A 15584-nucleotide genomic window follows, 5' to 3' on the forward strand; every position below is an offset into this window, starting at 1 on the left:
CTCAGGATGGCTCGCGGCTTTCCTCGGAAAGCGCCCGCGAGCCTGAATCATTCAGCGTCCGCGGCGCGCACCGCGCGTACGAACGCCGCCATCCGGGCGTGATCTTTCACGCCCCGGGCGCCCGGCACTTCGATGCCGCTCGAGACATCGACCGCGTACGGGCGCACGCGATGGATCGCATCACTGACGTTTTGCGTGTTCAATCCACCACTCAAAACGGCCCGATGCGCGAGCTCTGCTGGAATAAGTGACCAATCGAAAACCTTCCCGCCGCCGCCGTAGCCTTCGACATGGGTGTCGAACAGAAGACCACTGGCTGCTGAATAGTTGAACGCCGATTTTACCAAATCGGCCGATCGAGTATCCGCCGCGACCCGCAGCGCACGCAACCAAGGCAAACCCGCAACGCCGGCGAGCGTCTCGCACTGTTCCGGCGTCTCGTCGCCGTGGAACTGCAACATCGTCAGGTTCACATTGCTCGCGACTTCCTGGACCCAGTCCGGCGTCGCGTTGACCAACAGGCCGACGACGGACACGAACGGCGGCACGTCGTGCACGAGCTCGACCGCTTGCGCGACGCTCACCGAGCGCGCGCTCGGCGGATAGAACACGAGGCCGATCGCGTCGGCGCCGAGGTCGATCGCGTGTGCGATGTCGGAGGGCTTCGATAGTCCGCACAGCTTGATGCGCGTGCGATGCGGCACGCTTTGCAACGCGGTGGCGTCGACCTGGTTGGCGGGGGTCTCTGCTGCTTTCATGTTTCCGGTTGTTCTGTCCATACGCTGCTCCACGGCACGCTGCCCGTCACCGGGTCGGGCACGCCGAATTGCTCAGGATAGCCCACTTGCGCGAGATACAGGCCGTCGGGCATGAAGGTCGGCGCCGCGCAGTCGCGGCTGCGGCTGGCGAGCACGTCGGCCATCCACGCGGCCGGGCGGCGGCCGCTGCCGATTTCGATCAGACAGCCCATCACGTTGCGCACCATGTGATGCAGGAAGGCGTTCGCGCGAAAGCGGAAATGCACGAAGTTACCCTGTCGTTTGACGTCGATCTGGTACAGATGCTTGAACGGCGTCTTCGACTGGCATTGCGACGAACGAAAGGCCGAAAAGTCGTGCTTGCCAATCAGGTGCTCCGCGGCCGAGCGCATCGCGTCGACGTCGAGTGGCGTGTGCACCCAGCCGGCGCGGGTCGTGAGCATCGGTGAGCGAACCGGACTGACGTACAGCACGTAGTAATAGGTCCGCTCGAATGCCGAAAACCGCGCGTGAAACTCGTCGGGCATCGGCTTGGCCCATTGCACCCCGATCGTCTTCGGCAGAAACGCGTTCGGGCCGCGCACCCAGGAGATCTCGACGCGGTCGAGTTCGGTGTCGAAATGTACGACCTGGCCCAAGCCATGCACGCCGCGGTCAGTGCGGCCGGCGACCACCGTGTGCACGGGCGTGCGCGTGAATTCGCGCAGCGCCCGTTCGAGTTGGTCCTGAACCGTGTTGCCGTGCGGCTGCGACTGCCATCCAGCGAACGCGGCGCCGTCGTACTGGACGCCTAATGCGATGCGCTTCACGACAGCGGCGCGAGGGTCGAAAGCAACGCGCGGGCTTCGGTGCGCGTGGCTGGATCGTTCGCTTCGATCACTTCGTTGATGAGCGCGCGGGCGCCCCCCAGATCGCCGAGCTCGATGTACTCGGAGGCCAACTCCAGCTTGTTGCGCGCGATGCGGGCGAGATCGGCCGGCGTGAAGGCCGGCAGCGGCTGGGCCGGGCTCGGCGGCAACTCGAGGTCGAAGTCGAGCTTCAGCGCGCCGAAGCCAGCCGCGCCGAGACCCGCGACGGCGCCGTGACCCGCTGTGCCGGCGGCGATCTGGTCGGCGATGTGCGGCGCGTCGTCGTCCGCGCCGTGGACGCCGAAGGCCTGCTGCGCGGTCGTGTCGGGCGATGCGACCGGTTGCGTCGACAGCGACGTGGACGGCACCGCTTCGCCGACGGTGGGCACTTCGATGCGCGGCGGCAGCGGCATGTTCAGGCTGCCGAATGCGTCGACGGCGTCGCGCGGGAATTCGGTCGGCGCGGACGGCGCGGGTTGCGTCGGCACGGGGATGTCGCCTAACGGCTGACCGAGCGACGTGGTGGCGCGCGGTTCGATCTGGTGTTGCGTGAAATCGATCACTGCGGGTGGAACGTTCAGGGGGGACTGCGGTTCGGCCGTCGCGGTGTGCGGTGCGGTCGGGCTTTCTGTGGATTCCTCGTCCCATTGCACGCGATGCGCGTTCTCGTCCTGCGTCGCACCGATGGCCGGTTCGAGCGGCCCCAGCGGCAACGCGTCGGCGCCGAGTTCTGCCGCGGCGGCGAGATTGGCGGCCGTGGCCGCGGAGCGCAGCGTCTCGTCGGCGGCCGGTGCGACCGATGGAGGCTCAGTGGACGGCTCGCTTTCGCTGGACGGCGGGATGCCGGCGAGTGGCGCCGTCGGTGCGGTAGGTTCGGGCGTGCCTGCATGCTGTGTCGCCTGTTCCTCTGCGGCGCGCTCGGCTGCGATGCGCGCTGCTGCTGTGCGTTCCGCTTCCGCATGTTCGGCGGCGACGCGTGCTGCTGCCTGTTCGGCTGCTGCCTGTTCGGCTGCTGCTTGTGCGGCTGCTGCGCGCTCTGTTGCTGCTCGCTCTGCTGCTGCTCGCTCCTCTGCGGCCTGTTCGGTTGCGGCTCTTTCCGCAGCGGCCTGCTCGGCCTCTGCACGTTCTGCCGCCGCGCGTTCTGCCGCTGCCCGCTCTGCTGCCTCACGCTCCGCAGCCGCATGCTCCGCCGCTGCCGCCGCAGCAGCCTGCCGCGCACGCTCCTGATCTTGCGCGTCCGATGCTTCCGTGACCGCTGCCTGCCCTGCCACCGCGCTGCCATCGCGCGAATCGGCGTCAAGCGCCGATCCGGCCACTTCGGTATCAGTTGCCTCGGCAGCCCGCGCCGCAGCCTCCTTTTCGCGCTTGCGGCGACCCATGCGCAGAGCAGCGAGCAGAACGACCAATGCCGCGCCCACCGCCGCCGCGATGCTCAAATTGCGCTGGGACAGGCCGCCCTCATTCGACGGCGACGTCGCCGCATTCGCGTGCTGCGGCGCCACGGGCACTGTCGCCGCTGAACCTGCCGCTGCGGGCTGCGCAGCGCTCGTCGGCTTCGGCCCCGAAGCGACCGGCACCCCGCCGATACCGTGTTTCTGCAATTCCATCAGCACACGGTTTTTCAGCGCCAGCAGTTGCTGCAGACTCGACACCTGCTGACGCGGCTGCGAAGCCGCCTGCGGCGCTGTGGCCGCCGGTGCAGTAGCGGTTGCCGCCGACGGCGCTTGCCCGGCAGGCGCGCTCGCCGCCGGTTGAATCGATCCGGTCCATTCCTGTGTACCACTCGCCGCCACGGACGCCGAACCGGCCACTGGCGCGGACGAAGCCAAGCTGCCCGCCGCCGCGCCAGTCGATACGGCCGCGCTGGCCGCGCCAGAGACCTCGGATGCGGCTGGCGTCGTCGCTTGAGCCGCGGCGCTGGCCGCACTCGCCGTGCTGGCCGCAGCCTCGGCAGGTGTCGCCGTCGGCGCGGAAGCGGGCACAGCCGCCGTGGACTCGGACGCCCCCGCCGCTGCCCCAGTCGACGAAGCCGCCAAGGCCCCCGACGCATCGAGAGCCGGCACAATCAACACCGCGCCCACACGCACGCGGCTCGGATCGTGATTCATGAACGCAGCCGGATTCGTGTCGAACAATGCGCGCGTCGCGCGCGCGAGAACCGCGCGGTCATGCGACTGCGTAATAGCGATCGCGACATCGTTCAGCGACTGCCCTGCGTGTACGGTGTACTGCGCGCCCGCGGCGACGACAACGACAGCGGTAGTGGAACTGCCAGCGGAAGCGGTATCCGGCGTGCCCGTGGCACGAGCCGGCGCGGCAAGCGCATTGCCCGGGCCACCGCCGAGCAAAGCAATGGCGAAAGCGGCACCAGCGGCCATCGCCGCCGGACGGCTGCTGGATCGCACCTTCTCGTGACGAATGAATTTGGCCCGAAGAGCGGAGCGTCGAAAGTTCATCGGGACTCCTGGCGCGTCAGCGCGCAGCCTTTTTTGCGAGTGGAAAGAGACAAGATGATCGGAGCACAGAATGAAAAAAGCGCCGCGCAAGCGCGACGCTTCTTGAGTTGTCTACGCGTCGTGAGCGCGTAGTTTACTTTACTTGTCGAGCACAATGCGAAGCATACGACGCAGCGGTTCAGCCGCGCCCCACAGCAGCTGATCGCCGACCGTGAAGGCCGACAGATATTCGCCACCCATCGCGAGCTTGCGCACGCGGCCGACCGGCACCGTCAGCGTACCGGTGACCACCGCCGGGGACAGATCGCGCATCGACGCTTCGCGCTCGTTCGGCACGACCTTGACCCAGTCGTTGCCTGACGCGAGGATGCTGTTCACTTCGTCGAGCGGCACGTCCTTGTTCAGCTTGATCGTCAGCGCTTGCGAGTGACAGCGCATTGCGCCGATTCGCACGCACAGACCGTCGACCGGAATCGAACCTGGCGTGCCCATGGCCGGCTTGCCGAGAATCTTGTTGGTTTCCGCGCCGCCCTTCCACTCTTCCTTCGACATGCCGTTGCCGAGATCCTTGTCGATCCACGGAATCAGCGAGCCCGCGAGCGGCACGCCGAAGTGGTCGGTCGGCATGCTGTCGCTGTTCATCGCTTCGAGCACGCGGCGGTCGATGTCGAGAATCGCCGAAGCCGGGTCAGCCAGTTCGTTCTTCACCGCGCCGTTCAGCGTGCCCATTTGTGACAGCAATTCGCGCATGTTCTGCGCACCCGCACCCGATGCGGCCTGGTAAGTCATGGCCGTCATCCAGTCGACGAGGTTTTCGCGGAACAGGCCGCCCAGCGCCATCAGCATGAGGCTGACCGTGCAGTTGCCGCCGATGAAGTTCTTCTGACCTTTGACGAGCGCGTTCTTGATCACGTCGAGGTTGACCGGATCGAGAATGATGACCGCATCGTCCTTCATGCGCAGCGACGAAGCCGCGTCGATCCAGTAACCGTTCCAGCCCGCCGCGCGCAGCTTCGGGAACACTTCGTTCGTGTAGTCACCGCCCTGGCAGGAGATGATCGCGTCGCACTTCTTCAGGTCTTCGATGCTTGTCGCATCTTTGAGCTTGGTCTCGTTTTTGGCGAACGACGGCGCGTTGCCACCCGCGTTGCTGGTGCTGAAAAACACCGGTTCGATCAAGTCGAAATCGCCTTCCTGCTGCATGCGTTGCATCAGGACGCTGCCGACCATGCCGCGCCAACCTACGAGACCTACGTTCATGACTTCATACCCTTCGAATGGAAACTTCCCCGCATCTTTGCCCGCAGTGACCGCGCGGGGAAGATGGGCGGGCACGACGGACGATCAGGGCTTCGTGATCGTTTTCGGGGTAATGGTTTTGATGGTAATGGCGAACTCGATTGCACGGGCCGTTGTGCCGCGCAATTTGGAAATCGAGGAGATTTGGGAGATCTGAGCCATCGCAACAATATACACGAAAACAGAAAACTGGCGGCGTTCTTCGCCGTATGACGCGCGAATCGGCCTGTTTCAAGGCGGATTCGCGCTTTAACGATCAGTATTGGTGACCTGACTACTGCACGCGTTTTACAGCGCGGCCACGACGGCATCGCCCATCGCGGCGGTGCCGACCTGCTTGCAACCCGGCGTGAGAATGTCGCCGGTGCGATAGCCTTGTTCGAGCACCTTCTTCACCGCGGTTTCGATGCGATCAGCCTGCTCGGCCTTATTCAGCGAATAGCGCAACATCATCGCGGCGGAGAGAATCGTAGCGAGCGGATTCGCAACGCCCTTGCCGGCGATATCCGGTGCGGAACCGTGCGACGGCTCGTACAAGCCCTTGTTGTTCTTGTCGAGCGACGCCGACGGCAGCATGCCGATCGAGCCGGTCAGCATGGCCGCTTCGTCGGAAAGGATGTCGCCGAACATGTTGCCCGTCACGATCACGTCGAACGACTTCGGCGCCTTCACGAGCTGCATCGCGGCGTTGTCGACGTACATGTGCGACAGCTCGACGTCCGCATATTCCTTCGACACGTCGATCATCACGTCCTTCCAGAACTGCGACGTTTCGAGCACGTTGGCTTTATCGACCGAGGTCAGCTTCTTGCCGCGCTTTTGCGCCGCCTGGAACGCGACGTGCGCGATGCGGCGCACTTCCGGTTCCGAATAGCGCATCGTGTCGAAGCCTTCCTTCGCGCCGGCGAACAGGCCGTCCGGCGACGTACGCACGCCGCGCGGCGCGCCGAAGTAGATGTCCCCGTTCAGTTCGCGCACGATCAGGATGTCGAGACCCGAAACGATCTCTTCCTTCAGCGACGACGCACCCGTCAGTTGCGGGTAGCAGATCGCCGGACGGAAGTTCGCGAACAGTTCCAGGTGCTTGCGCAGACCGAGGATCGCCTGCTCCGGGCGCAGAGCGCGTTCGAGCTTGTCGTATTTCCAGTCGCCGACCGCGCCGAACAGGATCGCGTCGGCTTCCTTCGCTAGTGCGAGCGTCGAATCGGGCAGCGGATGGCCCTTCGCTTCGTAGCCCGCGCCGCCGACCGGCGCTTCTTCGAGTTCGAACTTCTCGCCGAGCACGTTCAGGACCTTGACGGCCTCCTTGACGATTTCGGGACCGATGCCGTCGCCCGGCAATACTGCGATCTTCATGCGAATTCCTTGATGATTTTTTCGGGTGTTTCTCGCGCAAACCGACGCGGGCGCGGACTAGACGCGCCTACGCTCTCAGGGGTTCGCTTAACGGACGAGGCGATTGTTCAGCCACGGTTGCTTGGCGAGACGCTCCGCTTCGAACTGGCGGATCTTGTCCGCGTGACGCAGCGTGAGGCCGATGTCGTCGAAACCGTTCAGCAGGCAGTACTTGCGGAACGCCGCGACTTCGAACGGATATTCGGTGCCGCCGTCGGCTGTGCGCACGACTTGCGCTTCAAGGTCGATCGTCAGCTCGAAGCCGTTGAACGCATACGTCTCGTTGAACAGATGATCGACCTGCTGTTCGGTCAGCACGATCGGCAGCACGCCGTTCTTGAAGCAGTTGTTGTAGAAGATGTCGGCGAAGCTCGGCGCGATCAGCGCGCGAAAGCCGTACTGCTGCAACGCCCAGGGCGCGTGTTCGCGCGAGCTGCCGCAACCGAAATTCTTGCGCGCGAGCAGCACCGAGGCGCCCTGATAGCGCGGCTGGTTCAGCACGAAGTCCGGGTTCAGCGGACGCTTCGAGTTGTCCTGACCCGGTTCGCCGTGGTCGAGGTAGCGCCATTCGTCGAACGCGTTCGGACCGAAGCCCGTGCGCTTGATCGACTTCAGGAACTGCTTCGGAATGATCGCGTCCGTGTCGACGTTCTCGCGATCGAGCGGCGCCACGACGCCGGTGTGTACGATGAATTTATCCATGACGCTTGCGCCTGTTCAGGACCGGGCGATGCGACCGGCGGTTGGACCCCCGCGCCGCATCGCCGGCAAAAATCAAAAACCGCTTATTTCTCAGCGTGATTGCTGATCGAATTGCCGAGGTGCGACATGTCCTGGCCGAATCCGTGCACCGTGTTGCATCCGGCCAGGCCGAGCAGAAGCCCGGCGAGCGTGCCGAGTGCGAAGCGGCGCAATAGAGTGATGCGATTCATGTTCTTCATCATGCGATTCATCCAAGCTTGCGAATGTCGACGAAATGCCCTTCGATGGCTGCAGCCGCGGCCATTGCTGGGCTCACCAGGTGCGTGCGCCCACCGGCGCCCTGACGACCTTCGAAGTTCCGGTTCGACGTGGACGCGCAGCGCTCGCCCGGCTCGAGCCGGTCGGCGTTCATTGCCAGACACATCGAGCAACCCGGTTCACGCCATTCGAACCCGGCCTCGGTAAAGACCTTGTCGAGGCCTTCACGTTCCGCCTGCGCCTTCACGAGACCCGAACCCGGCACGACCATCGCCAGACGGATGTTCGGCGCGACGCGGCGGCCGAGCTTCTTCACGACGTAAGCCGCGGCGCGAATGTCTTCGATGCGCGCGTTGGTGCACGACCCGATGAAGATTTTATCCGGCTTGATCGACTCGATCGGCGCGTTCGGCTCGAGCGCCATGTACTTGAGCGCACGCTCCATCGCGTCGCGCTTGACCGGGTCCTTCTCGCGCTCCGGATCCGGCACGCGGCCGTCGACCGGCGTGACCATTTCCGGCGACGTGCCCCAGGTGACCTGCGGCACGATTTCGGCCGCGTTCAGCTCGACCACGCGATCGAAATGCGCGCCCTCGTCCGACTTGAACTGCTTCCAGTACTCGACCGCGTGATCCCACTCGACGCCCTGCGGCGAGAACGGACGGCCTTTCAGGTATTCGATCGTGGTGTCGTCGACGGCGACCATGCCGGCGCGCGCGCCCGCTTCGATCGCCATGTTGCAGACCGTCATGCGGCCTTCCATCGTCAGCGAACGGATCGTCGAGCCGCCGAATTCCATCGCATAGCCGGTACCGCCGGCGGTGCCGATCTTGCCGATGATCGCGAGCACGATGTCCTTCGCGGTACAGCCGCGCGGCAGTTGGCCCTCGACCTTCACGAGCATGTTCTTGCTCTTCTTCTGCAGCAGCGTTTGCGTGGCCAGCACGTGCTCGACTTCCGACGTGCCGATGCCATGCGCGAGCGCGCCGAACGCGCCGTGCGTGGAAGTGTGCGAGTCGCCGCAGACGATCGTCATACCCGGCAGCGTAGCGCCCTGTTCCGGCCCGATGATGTGGACGATGCCCTGACGCTGGTCGTTCATCTTGAACTGCGTGATGCCGAAGGCGTCGCAGTTCGCGTCGAGCGTGTCGACCTGCAGCTTCGAGACCGGATCGGCGATGCCGTGGCTGCGGTCCGTGGTTGGCACGTTGTGATCGGACACGGCCAGGTTCGCGCTGATGCGCCACACCGGACGGTGAGCCATTTTCAGGCCTTCGAACGCCTGCGGGCTGGTCACTTCATGCAGCAGGTGACGGTCGATGTAGAGAATCGCGGTGCCGTCGTCTTCCGTGTGGACCACGTGCGTGTTCCACAATTTGTCGTAGAGAGTCTGTGCCATGGTATGCGGGGTAGTAATGACTGCGGGCTGACTGTGTCGGTCGATTATGCCACGCGACGCACCGCGATGGGCTGCTTAAACAGCGAAAAAACCGATAAAAAACATGGAGTTGGCTGGTAGTGCCAATACCTGTATCGGTGTTACCCGGCAAGCATCGGCGAGCGGCGGCGCCAATGCGCCGCATGCACGATCCGCGGCGGCCGCAGAAACGGAAACGCCCCAACGGTAGACCCGTTGAGGCGTTTTATTTGCTCCGATTTCGCGCTTCTGCGCGGCACGAATGCCGCGGCCAGGCGCGCGTATCGCGGTCGATCAGCGCTTAGCGCTGTGCGATCGGCTTCGCTTGACGCAGCGTCTCGCCGACGAACAGCTGACGCGGACGACCAATCTTCTGCTCGGGATCGGCGATCATTTCGTTCCACTGCGCGATCCAGCCGACCGTACGCGCCATCGCGAAGATACACGTGAACATCGACGTCGGAATGCCCAGCGCGCGCTGCACGATACCCGAGTAGAAGTCGACGTTCGGGTACAGCTTGCGCGACACGAAGTATTCGTCTTCGAGCGCGATCTTTTCGAGTTCCATTGCGAGCTTGAACAGCGGGTCGTCGTGCAGGCCCAGCTCTTCGAGCACTTCGTGGCAGGTTTCGCGCATCAGCTTCGCGCGCGGGTCGTAGTTCTTGTACACGCGGTGGCCGAAGCCCATCAGCTTCACGCCCGAGTTCTTGTCCTTCACCTGCTTGATGAACTCGGGAATGTTGTCGACCGAGCCGATTTCTTCCAGCATGTTCAGCGCCGCTTCGTTCGCGCCGCCGTGCGCCGGGCCCCACAGACACGCGATACCCGCCGCGATACACGCGAACGGATTCGCACCCGACGAACCGGCGAGACGCACGGTCGACGTCGACGCGTTCTGCTCGTGGTCCGCGTGCAGGATCAGGATACGGTCGAGCGCGCGCACCAGCACGTCGTTGACCACGTACTCTTCGCACGGATTCGAGAACATCATCCGCATGAAGTTTGCGCTGTACGACAGGTCGTTCTTCGGATACACGAACGGCTGGCCGATGCTGTACTTGTACGCCATTGCGACCAGCGTGGGCAGCTTGGCGATCATGCGGATCGCCGACACTTCGCGGTGACGCGGGTTATTGATGTCGAGCGAGTCGTGATAGAACGCCGACAGCGCGCCGACAGCGGCAACCAGAATCGCCATCGGGTGCGCATCGCGACGGAAGCCGCGGAAGAAGAACTGCATCTGCTCGTGCACCATCGTGTGCTTCGTGACGGTGCCGACGAATTCGGTCTTCTGCTTTTCGTTCGGCAGTTCGCCGTTCAGCAGCAGATAGCAGGTTTCGAGGAAGTCGGCATTCTGCGCGAGGTTGTCGATCGCGTAGCCGCGGTAGAGCAGTTCGCCCTTGTCGCCGTCGATGTAGGTGATCGCCGAATTGCACGCCGCCGTCGACATGAAGCCCGGGTCGTACGTGAATTTGCCGGTCTGGCCGTACAGTTTGCGAATGTCGATTACATCCGGGCCAATCGTGCCCTTGTAAATCGGCATTTCAACGCTCGGCGAATTGTCGCTGAACGATAGCGTGGCTTTAACATCTGACGGGGTCATAGCACATCCTCAATCGAAGTATGGATACAGGGTTTCGATAATTGCACGCCTGGAACAACGGACTGGCGGCGCTCAAGCATTGCGCAGCAACTCCAGAACCCGGACCACGTCCGGGTCGGCTAGATCGCCTTCTGGTTCCTTGCGTGCGAGCAGCAAGTCCATCAGGTCGTTATCGCTCAGCTCGAGCAGGCGCGTGAGTGCGCCAACGTCGGCATCGCTGAGGTCATGCTCATATCGGCTGAAAAAACGCTCGAAAATCAGGTCGTTTTCCAGCAGGCCCCGCCGTGCGCGCCAGCGAAGACGCGCGCGGCGGAGAGGGTCGGACTGATGCGATGTATCGGTCATGTCGGTACACCCCGCGCCGCGCCCAGGCGCGCTGACTGCCCTCTCGGGGACAGCCTGCGCCAGGGAGCGCGGGGCTCATTGATACTAGACAGCGCGGCGAACCATCAATTCCTTGATCTTGCCGATTGCCTTGGTCGGGTTCAGGCCCTTCGGGCAAACGTCGACGCAGTTCATGATCGTGTGGCAACGGAACAGACGATACGGGTCTTCCAGGTTATCGAGGCGCTCGCCGGTTGCCTGGTCGCGGCTGTCCGCGATGAAGCGGTAGGCTTGCAGCAGACCGGCCGGGCCGACGAACTTGTCCGGATTCCACCAGAAGCTCGGGCACGACGTCGAGCAGCTCGCGCACAGGATACATTCGTACAGGCCGTCGAGCTCGTCGCGTTCTTCCGGCGACTGCAGACGTTCCTTTTCCGGCGGCGGCGTATCGTTGATCAGGTACGGCTTGATCGAGTGATACTGGTTGAAGAACTGCGTGAAGTCGCAGATCAGGTCACGCACGACGGGCAGGCCCGGCAGCGGACGCAGCACGATCTTCTGCGGCAGTTCGTTCAGGTTCGTCAGGCACGCGAGGCCGTTCTTGCCGTTGATGTTCATTGCGTCCGAACCGCACACGCCTTCGCGGCACGAGCGACGGAACGACAGGGTTTCGTCGAGCGCCTTCAGCTTGACGAGCGCGTCGAGCAGCATGCGTTCGTGCGAGTCGATTTCGATCTCGTACGTTTGCATGCGCGGAGCGGCGTCCTTGTCCGGATCGTAGCGGTAAATTTCAAATGTACGCTTGGCCATTTCTCTGAATTCCTTTGACTTGTGCCTTAGAAGGTACGCGCTTTCGGCGGAACCGATTCGACGGTCAGCGGCTTCATGTGCACCGGCTTGTAGTCGAGGCGATCGCCTTCGCTGAACCACAACGTATGGCGCAGCCAGTTTTCGTCGTCGCGATGTTCGAAGTCGTTTTGCGCGTGCGCGCCACGGCTTTCCTTGCGCGCTTCGGCGGAGACCATCGTGGCGCGTGCCACTTCGATCAGGTTCGCCACTTCCAGTGCTTCGACGCGAGCCGTGTTGAAGACCTTCGACTTATCCTTCAGATGGATGTTGTCGACGCGTGCCGCCACTTCGCGGATAGCTTCGACGCCTTGGGCCAGCAGCGCCGAGGTGCGGAACACGCCAGCGTGCTTCTGCATCGTGCCGCGGATGTCGTTCGCGACCGACTGGGCGTACTCGCCCGACGACGAGCTATCGAGCTTCGCCAGACGCGACAGCGCGAAGTCGGCTGCATCTGCCGGCAGCGGCTTGTGTTCCTTCAGTTCCTTCACGTGCTTGACGATGTGATTGCCGGCAGCGCGGCCGAATACCACGAGGTCGAGCAGCGAGTTCGTGCCGAGACGGTTCGCACCGTGCACCGACACGCACGAGCATTCGCCCACTGCGTAGAAACCGTTGACGACTTCTTCGTGCCCCTTCGGCGTACCGACGACCTGGCCGTTGATGTTCGTCGGGATACCGCCCATCTGGTAGTGGATGGTCGGCACGACCGGGATCGGTTCCTTGATGCAGTCGACGTTCGCGAACTTCAGTGCGATTTCGCGGATCGACGGCAGACGCTTCATGATCGTCTCGGCGCCGATGTGCGACAGGTCGAGCAGCACGTGGTCCTTGTTCGGACCCACGCCGCGGCCTTCCTTGATTTCCTGGTCCATCGAACGCGAAACGAAGTCGCGCGGCGCCAGGTCCTTCAGCGTCGGCGCGTAGCGTTCCATGAAACGCTCGCCGTTCGAGTTACGCAGAATACCGCCTTCGCCGCGCACGCCTTCGGTGATCAGCACGCCCGCGCCGGCCACGCCGGTCGGGTGGAATTGCCAGAATTCCATGTCCTGCAGCGCGATGCCCGAACGGGCCGCCATGCCGAGACCGTCACCGGTGTTGATGAACGCGTTGGTCGATGCCGCAAAGATCCGGCCTGCGCCGCCCGTGGCGAACAGCGTGGTCTTGCCTTCGAGGATGTAGACGTCGCCGGTTTCCATTTCCAGCGCGGTCACGCCGAGCACGTCGCCGTCGGCGTCGCGGATCAGGTCCAGCGCCATCCATTCGACGAAGAATTGCGTCTTGGCAGCAACGTTCTGCTGGTACAGCGTGTGCAGCAGCGCGTGACCGGTACGGTCAGCCGCTGCGCAAGCGCGTTGCACCGGCTTTTCGCCGTAGTTCGCGGTGTGGCCGCCGAACGGGCGCTGATAGATCGTGCCGTCGGCGTTACGGTCGAACGGCATGCCGAAGTGTTCGAGTTCGTAGACGGCGTTCGGTGCTTCACGGCACATGAACTCGATCGCGTCCTGGTCGCCGAGCCAGTCGGAGCCCTTGATCGTGTCGTAGAAGTGATAGTGCCAGTTGTCTTCGCTCATGTTGCCGAGCGAAGCGCCGATGCCGCCCTGGGCCGCGACCGTATGCGAACGCGTCGGAAACACTTTGGACAGCACGCAGACCGACAGACCGGCGCGCGCCAGTTGCAGCGACGCGCGCATCCCCGAGCCGCCCGCGCCGACGATGACCACGTCAAACTTGCGACGCGGCAGAGAATTCTTGATTGCAACCATGCTTTTATACTCTCCAGAGAATCTGCGCAGCGTAGCCCGCACATGCGAGCAGCCAGAGGATCGTCAGCGCCTGCAGGACGAGACGCGTGCCAACGGGCTTCACGTAATCCATCCAGATGTCGCGCACACCCACCCACGCGTGGTAGAAGAGCGAGAGAAGCGTGACGAACGTGGCGAGCTTCATCCACTGCGTCGCGAAGATCGACGCCCAGCCGTCGTACGAGAAGTCGCGCGCGAGGAAGAACCACGCGAGCAGAATCACCGTGTACACCGCCATCACGACGGCGGTGACGCGTTGCGCGAGCCAGTCGCGCAGACCGTAATGCGCGCCGACGACGAGACGCTTCGAACCGATTCGGTTATTGGCTGCCATTTTTTAGAATGCTCCGAACAGTTTTGCCGCGAATGCGATGGTGAGCAGCGACGACACGACAAACACGACGATAGAGGTCGACTTGCCCTTTTCCTTCGACACGGCATCGTGATTCGTATCCATCAAGAGGTGACGGATGCCGGCGCAGAAATGGAACAGGAAAGCCCACGCGAGAACCAGCGTGATCAGCTTGACGATGATGTTGGAGAGGAAGCCCTTGAAGACTTCGAAGCTCAGTTCGGAAGTCAGGCTCTGATCGAAGAGGAACAGCAGAAACGGAAGGAAGAGAAACAACAAGGCACCGCTCACGCGATGCAGAATCGACACGCGCCCCGCCAGCGGGAGACGGTATGCCGTCAATATTTGCCCAATACCGATGTTCCGGAATTCCGGCCTCGGTTTCTTTACCGCTTCTGCCATGCTAGACCCCTACTATGTAGTCACACTAATCCGCAATTTTAGCGCCTTTTTATATCGCGCTGCAGCGAAAACCACGCCAGATCCTTTGCTGCGCGCGCTATGAAAGCGCCTTCCGATCGGCACGCGTGTGGGACGCCGCGCCTCGTTTCAGCCCGATTCAGCTCAGATCGTTCTGATAGTAATACCCGGTTGTGACATACCAACCTCGCCGGACTTCAACCGGCCGATCCCCATAGGTATAGGACACGCGCTCGACCGAGAGCAACGGAAAACCCGCCGGCACATGCAGCAGGTCTGCCACGGAAGGCTCCGCCGCGACCGCGCGGATTTTTTCCGTCGCGCGAATCATGCGGGTGCCGAATTCGGTCTCGAACATCGCGTAGAGGGGACCCTTGTACTCCGAAAGCCGCTCGAGCGTGAGCCCGCGGAACACGGCGCCTGGCAGCCAGATTTCGTCGAGCACGGTCACTTCGCCGTCGAACTGCAGCAAACGCTTGATCAGCACGACCGGATCGGCCGGCTTCAGATCGAGTTGCCGGGCAATTTCCGCCGATGCGCGCAGCCGCCGGCATTCGAGCAGACGGCTTACGTGCGGATGCTCCGCGCCGTCGTCGGCGAGCAATCTGAGGAAACGGAACTGCGCGCGTTCTTCGTTGTGCGTCGCAACGAACGTGCCCTTGCCCTGACGGCGCACCAGCAGGTTGTCGGCGGCCAGCTCGTCGATCGCCTTGCGCACCGTACCCTGACTCACCTTGAAACGCGCGGCCAGTTCGACTTCACTAGGAATGATCTCGCCCGGCTTCCATTCGCCGCTTTCGAGGCTCTGCGTAATCAAGCCCTTGATCTGCTGATACAAGGGGCTGAAGGTCGGCGACGCAGCAGCGGAAACAGCGGATACAGCTTCGCCCGCGGCCCCTTGGCCATTCGGGTTTACAGGATTCGCCGGGTTCGAATTCATGCGCGCATTTCATCATAAAGCGCCGGGGCACGTCTAGGGTTTTCCCTTCGATAGATGTGTCTTATATAAGACATAAGATACTGTTGACTTTGTCGGTTTCGACTCCTACACTCCTTGTCGAGCAAGGGTTTGCGGGATTTTGCGGCAGCTGTTTGATGCAG

Annotated in this window: 16 protein-coding genes; 1 reads left to right on the forward strand and 15 read right to left on the reverse strand. The window is 63.1% G+C overall.

Features of this window, described 5'->3' with window-relative positions; genetic code table 11:
- Positions 1-47 precede the first annotated feature (47 nt).
- The 4 genes from AB3X86_RS08090 to asd all read right to left on the reverse strand — a co-directional run bounded on the left by AB3X86_RS08090 (position 48) and on the right by asd (position 5322).
- On the reverse strand, positions 48-758 hold the full coding sequence (locus AB3X86_RS08090) for a phosphoribosylanthranilate isomerase (protein ID WP_368595561.1): 711 nt from the start codon (positions 756-758) through the stop codon (positions 48-50).
- Positions 755-1567 carry a tRNA pseudouridine(38-40) synthase TruA gene (gene truA / locus AB3X86_RS08095; protein WP_368595562.1) on the reverse strand — a complete coding sequence of 271 codons (813 nt, stop codon included), beginning with the start codon at positions 1565-1567 and terminating at the stop codon, positions 755-757. Before truA ends, AB3X86_RS08090 begins: the two co-directional genes overlap by 4 nt.
- Complete coding sequence (locus AB3X86_RS08100) at positions 1564-4062, reverse strand: FimV/HubP family polar landmark protein (protein WP_368595563.1); 2499 nt, start codon at positions 4060-4062, stop codon at positions 1564-1566. The genes truA and AB3X86_RS08100 overlap by 4 nt, the downstream gene beginning before the upstream one ends.
- 138 nt (positions 4063-4200) lie before the next feature.
- Positions 4201-5322: an aspartate-semialdehyde dehydrogenase gene (gene asd / locus AB3X86_RS08105; protein ID WP_176107169.1), complete on the reverse strand. Its 1122-nt coding sequence runs from the start codon at positions 5320-5322 to the stop codon at positions 4201-4203.
- Between asd and AB3X86_RS08110 the strand changes: the two genes are divergently transcribed.
- Positions 5321-5518, forward strand: a complete 198-nt coding sequence (locus tag AB3X86_RS08110) for a hypothetical protein (protein ID WP_368595564.1) — start codon at positions 5321-5323, stop codon at positions 5516-5518. The genes asd and AB3X86_RS08110 overlap by 2 nt on opposite strands.
- A 131-nt stretch (positions 5519-5649) precedes the next feature.
- Here AB3X86_RS08110 and leuB read toward each other — a convergent pair whose 3' ends face one another.
- The 11 genes from leuB to AB3X86_RS08165 form a co-directional block, all read right to left on the reverse strand.
- On the reverse strand, positions 5650-6717 hold the full coding sequence (leuB, locus tag AB3X86_RS08115; protein WP_018433950.1) for a 3-isopropylmalate dehydrogenase: 1068 nt from the start codon (positions 6715-6717) through the stop codon (positions 5650-5652).
- A gap of 87 nt (positions 6718-6804) precedes the next feature.
- A complete protein-coding gene (gene leuD, locus AB3X86_RS08120) occupies positions 6805-7458 on the reverse strand; it encodes a 3-isopropylmalate dehydratase small subunit (protein WP_018424120.1) in 654 nt (217 codons plus the stop codon).
- Positions 7459-7541: 83 nt separating this feature from the next.
- Positions 7542-7700 carry an entericidin A/B family lipoprotein gene (locus tag AB3X86_RS08125; RefSeq protein WP_013092936.1) on the reverse strand — a complete coding sequence of 53 codons (159 nt, stop codon included), beginning with the start codon at positions 7698-7700 and terminating at the stop codon, positions 7542-7544.
- Between the two features lie 5 nt (positions 7701-7705).
- Complete coding sequence (gene leuC / locus AB3X86_RS08130) at positions 7706-9115, reverse strand: 3-isopropylmalate dehydratase large subunit (RefSeq protein WP_176378862.1); 1410 nt, start codon at positions 9113-9115, stop codon at positions 7706-7708.
- Between the two features lie 319 nt (positions 9116-9434).
- Positions 9435-10736 carry a citrate synthase gene (gltA, locus tag AB3X86_RS08135; protein ID WP_176107167.1) on the reverse strand — a complete coding sequence of 434 codons (1302 nt, stop codon included), beginning with the start codon at positions 10734-10736 and terminating at the stop codon, positions 9435-9437.
- Between the two features lie 72 nt (positions 10737-10808).
- Positions 10809-11081, reverse strand: coding sequence for a succinate dehydrogenase assembly factor 2 (locus AB3X86_RS08140; RefSeq protein WP_008924386.1), 273 nt, complete (start codon positions 11079-11081; stop codon positions 10809-10811).
- Between the two features lie 84 nt (positions 11082-11165).
- On the reverse strand, positions 11166-11870 hold the full coding sequence (locus AB3X86_RS08145; protein WP_368589573.1) for a succinate dehydrogenase iron-sulfur subunit: 705 nt from the start codon (positions 11868-11870) through the stop codon (positions 11166-11168).
- A 26-nt stretch (positions 11871-11896) separates the two neighbouring features.
- On the reverse strand, positions 11897-13672 hold the full coding sequence (sdhA, locus tag AB3X86_RS08150; protein ID WP_176107166.1) for a succinate dehydrogenase flavoprotein subunit: 1776 nt from the start codon (positions 13670-13672) through the stop codon (positions 11897-11899).
- Between the two features lie 4 nt (positions 13673-13676).
- A complete protein-coding gene (gene sdhD, locus AB3X86_RS08155; RefSeq protein WP_013092932.1) occupies positions 13677-14045 on the reverse strand; it encodes a succinate dehydrogenase, hydrophobic membrane anchor protein in 369 nt (122 codons plus the stop codon).
- 3 nt (positions 14046-14048) lie between these two features.
- Complete coding sequence (gene sdhC, locus AB3X86_RS08160; RefSeq protein WP_013092931.1) at positions 14049-14465, reverse strand: succinate dehydrogenase, cytochrome b556 subunit; 417 nt, start codon at positions 14463-14465, stop codon at positions 14049-14051.
- Between the two features lie 157 nt (positions 14466-14622).
- Positions 14623-15423 (reverse strand): GntR family transcriptional regulator, encoded by an 801-nt coding sequence (locus AB3X86_RS08165; protein ID WP_176107165.1) that lies wholly within the window; start codon positions 15421-15423, stop codon positions 14623-14625.
- Positions 15424-15584: the final 161 nt, after the last annotated feature.

Source organism: Paraburkholderia sp. BR14374 (assembly GCF_040948685.1).
In the GTDB taxonomy this organism is placed as follows: domain Bacteria; phylum Pseudomonadota; class Gammaproteobacteria; order Burkholderiales; family Burkholderiaceae; genus Paraburkholderia; species Paraburkholderia youngii.

Bases quoted from the DNA above. Each gene is read 5' to 3' on its own strand.
- asd (WP_176107169.1), bottom strand. From the start codon at position 5,322: ATGAACGTAGGTCTCGTAGGTTGGCGCGGCATGGTCGGCAGCGTCCTG.
- AB3X86_RS08125 (WP_013092936.1), bottom strand. From the start codon at position 7,700: ATGATGAAGAACATGAATCGCATCACTCTATTGCGCCGCTTCGCACTC.
- AB3X86_RS08165 (WP_176107165.1), bottom strand. From the start codon at position 15,423: ATGAATTCGAACCCGGCGAATCCTGTAAACCCGAATGGCCAAGGGGCC.
- sdhC (WP_013092931.1), bottom strand. From the start codon at position 14,465: ATGGCAGAAGCGGTAAAGAAACCGAGGCCGGAATTCCGGAACATCGGT.
- sdhA (WP_176107166.1), bottom strand. From the start codon at position 13,672: ATGGTTGCAATCAAGAATTCTCTGCCGCGTCGCAAGTTTGACGTGGTC.
- leuB (WP_018433950.1), bottom strand. From the start codon at position 6,717: ATGAAGATCGCAGTATTGCCGGGCGACGGCATCGGTCCCGAAATCGTC.
- gltA (WP_176107167.1), bottom strand. From the start codon at position 10,736: ATGACCCCGTCAGATGTTAAAGCCACGCTATCGTTCAGCGACAATTCG.
- sdhD (WP_013092932.1), bottom strand. From the start codon at position 14,045: ATGGCAGCCAATAACCGAATCGGTTCGAAGCGTCTCGTCGTCGGCGCG.
- AB3X86_RS08100 (WP_368595563.1), bottom strand. From the start codon at position 4,062: ATGAACTTTCGACGCTCCGCTCTTCGGGCCAAATTCATTCGTCACGAG.
- AB3X86_RS08090 (WP_368595561.1), bottom strand. From the start codon at position 758: ATGAAAGCAGCAGAGACCCCCGCCAACCAGGTCGACGCCACCGCGTTG.
- leuD (WP_018424120.1), bottom strand. From the start codon at position 7,458: ATGGATAAATTCATCGTACACACCGGCGTCGTGGCGCCGCTCGATCGC.
- AB3X86_RS08110 (WP_368595564.1), top strand. From the start codon at position 5,321: ATGACTTCATACCCTTCGAATGGAAACTTCCCCGCATCTTTGCCCGCA.
- leuC (WP_176378862.1), bottom strand. From the start codon at position 9,115: ATGGCACAGACTCTCTACGACAAATTGTGGAACACGCACGTGGTCCAC.
- AB3X86_RS08145 (WP_368589573.1), bottom strand. From the start codon at position 11,870: ATGGCCAAGCGTACATTTGAAATTTACCGCTACGATCCGGACAAGGAC.
- AB3X86_RS08140 (WP_008924386.1), bottom strand. From the start codon at position 11,081: ATGACCGATACATCGCATCAGTCCGACCCTCTCCGCCGCGCGCGTCTT.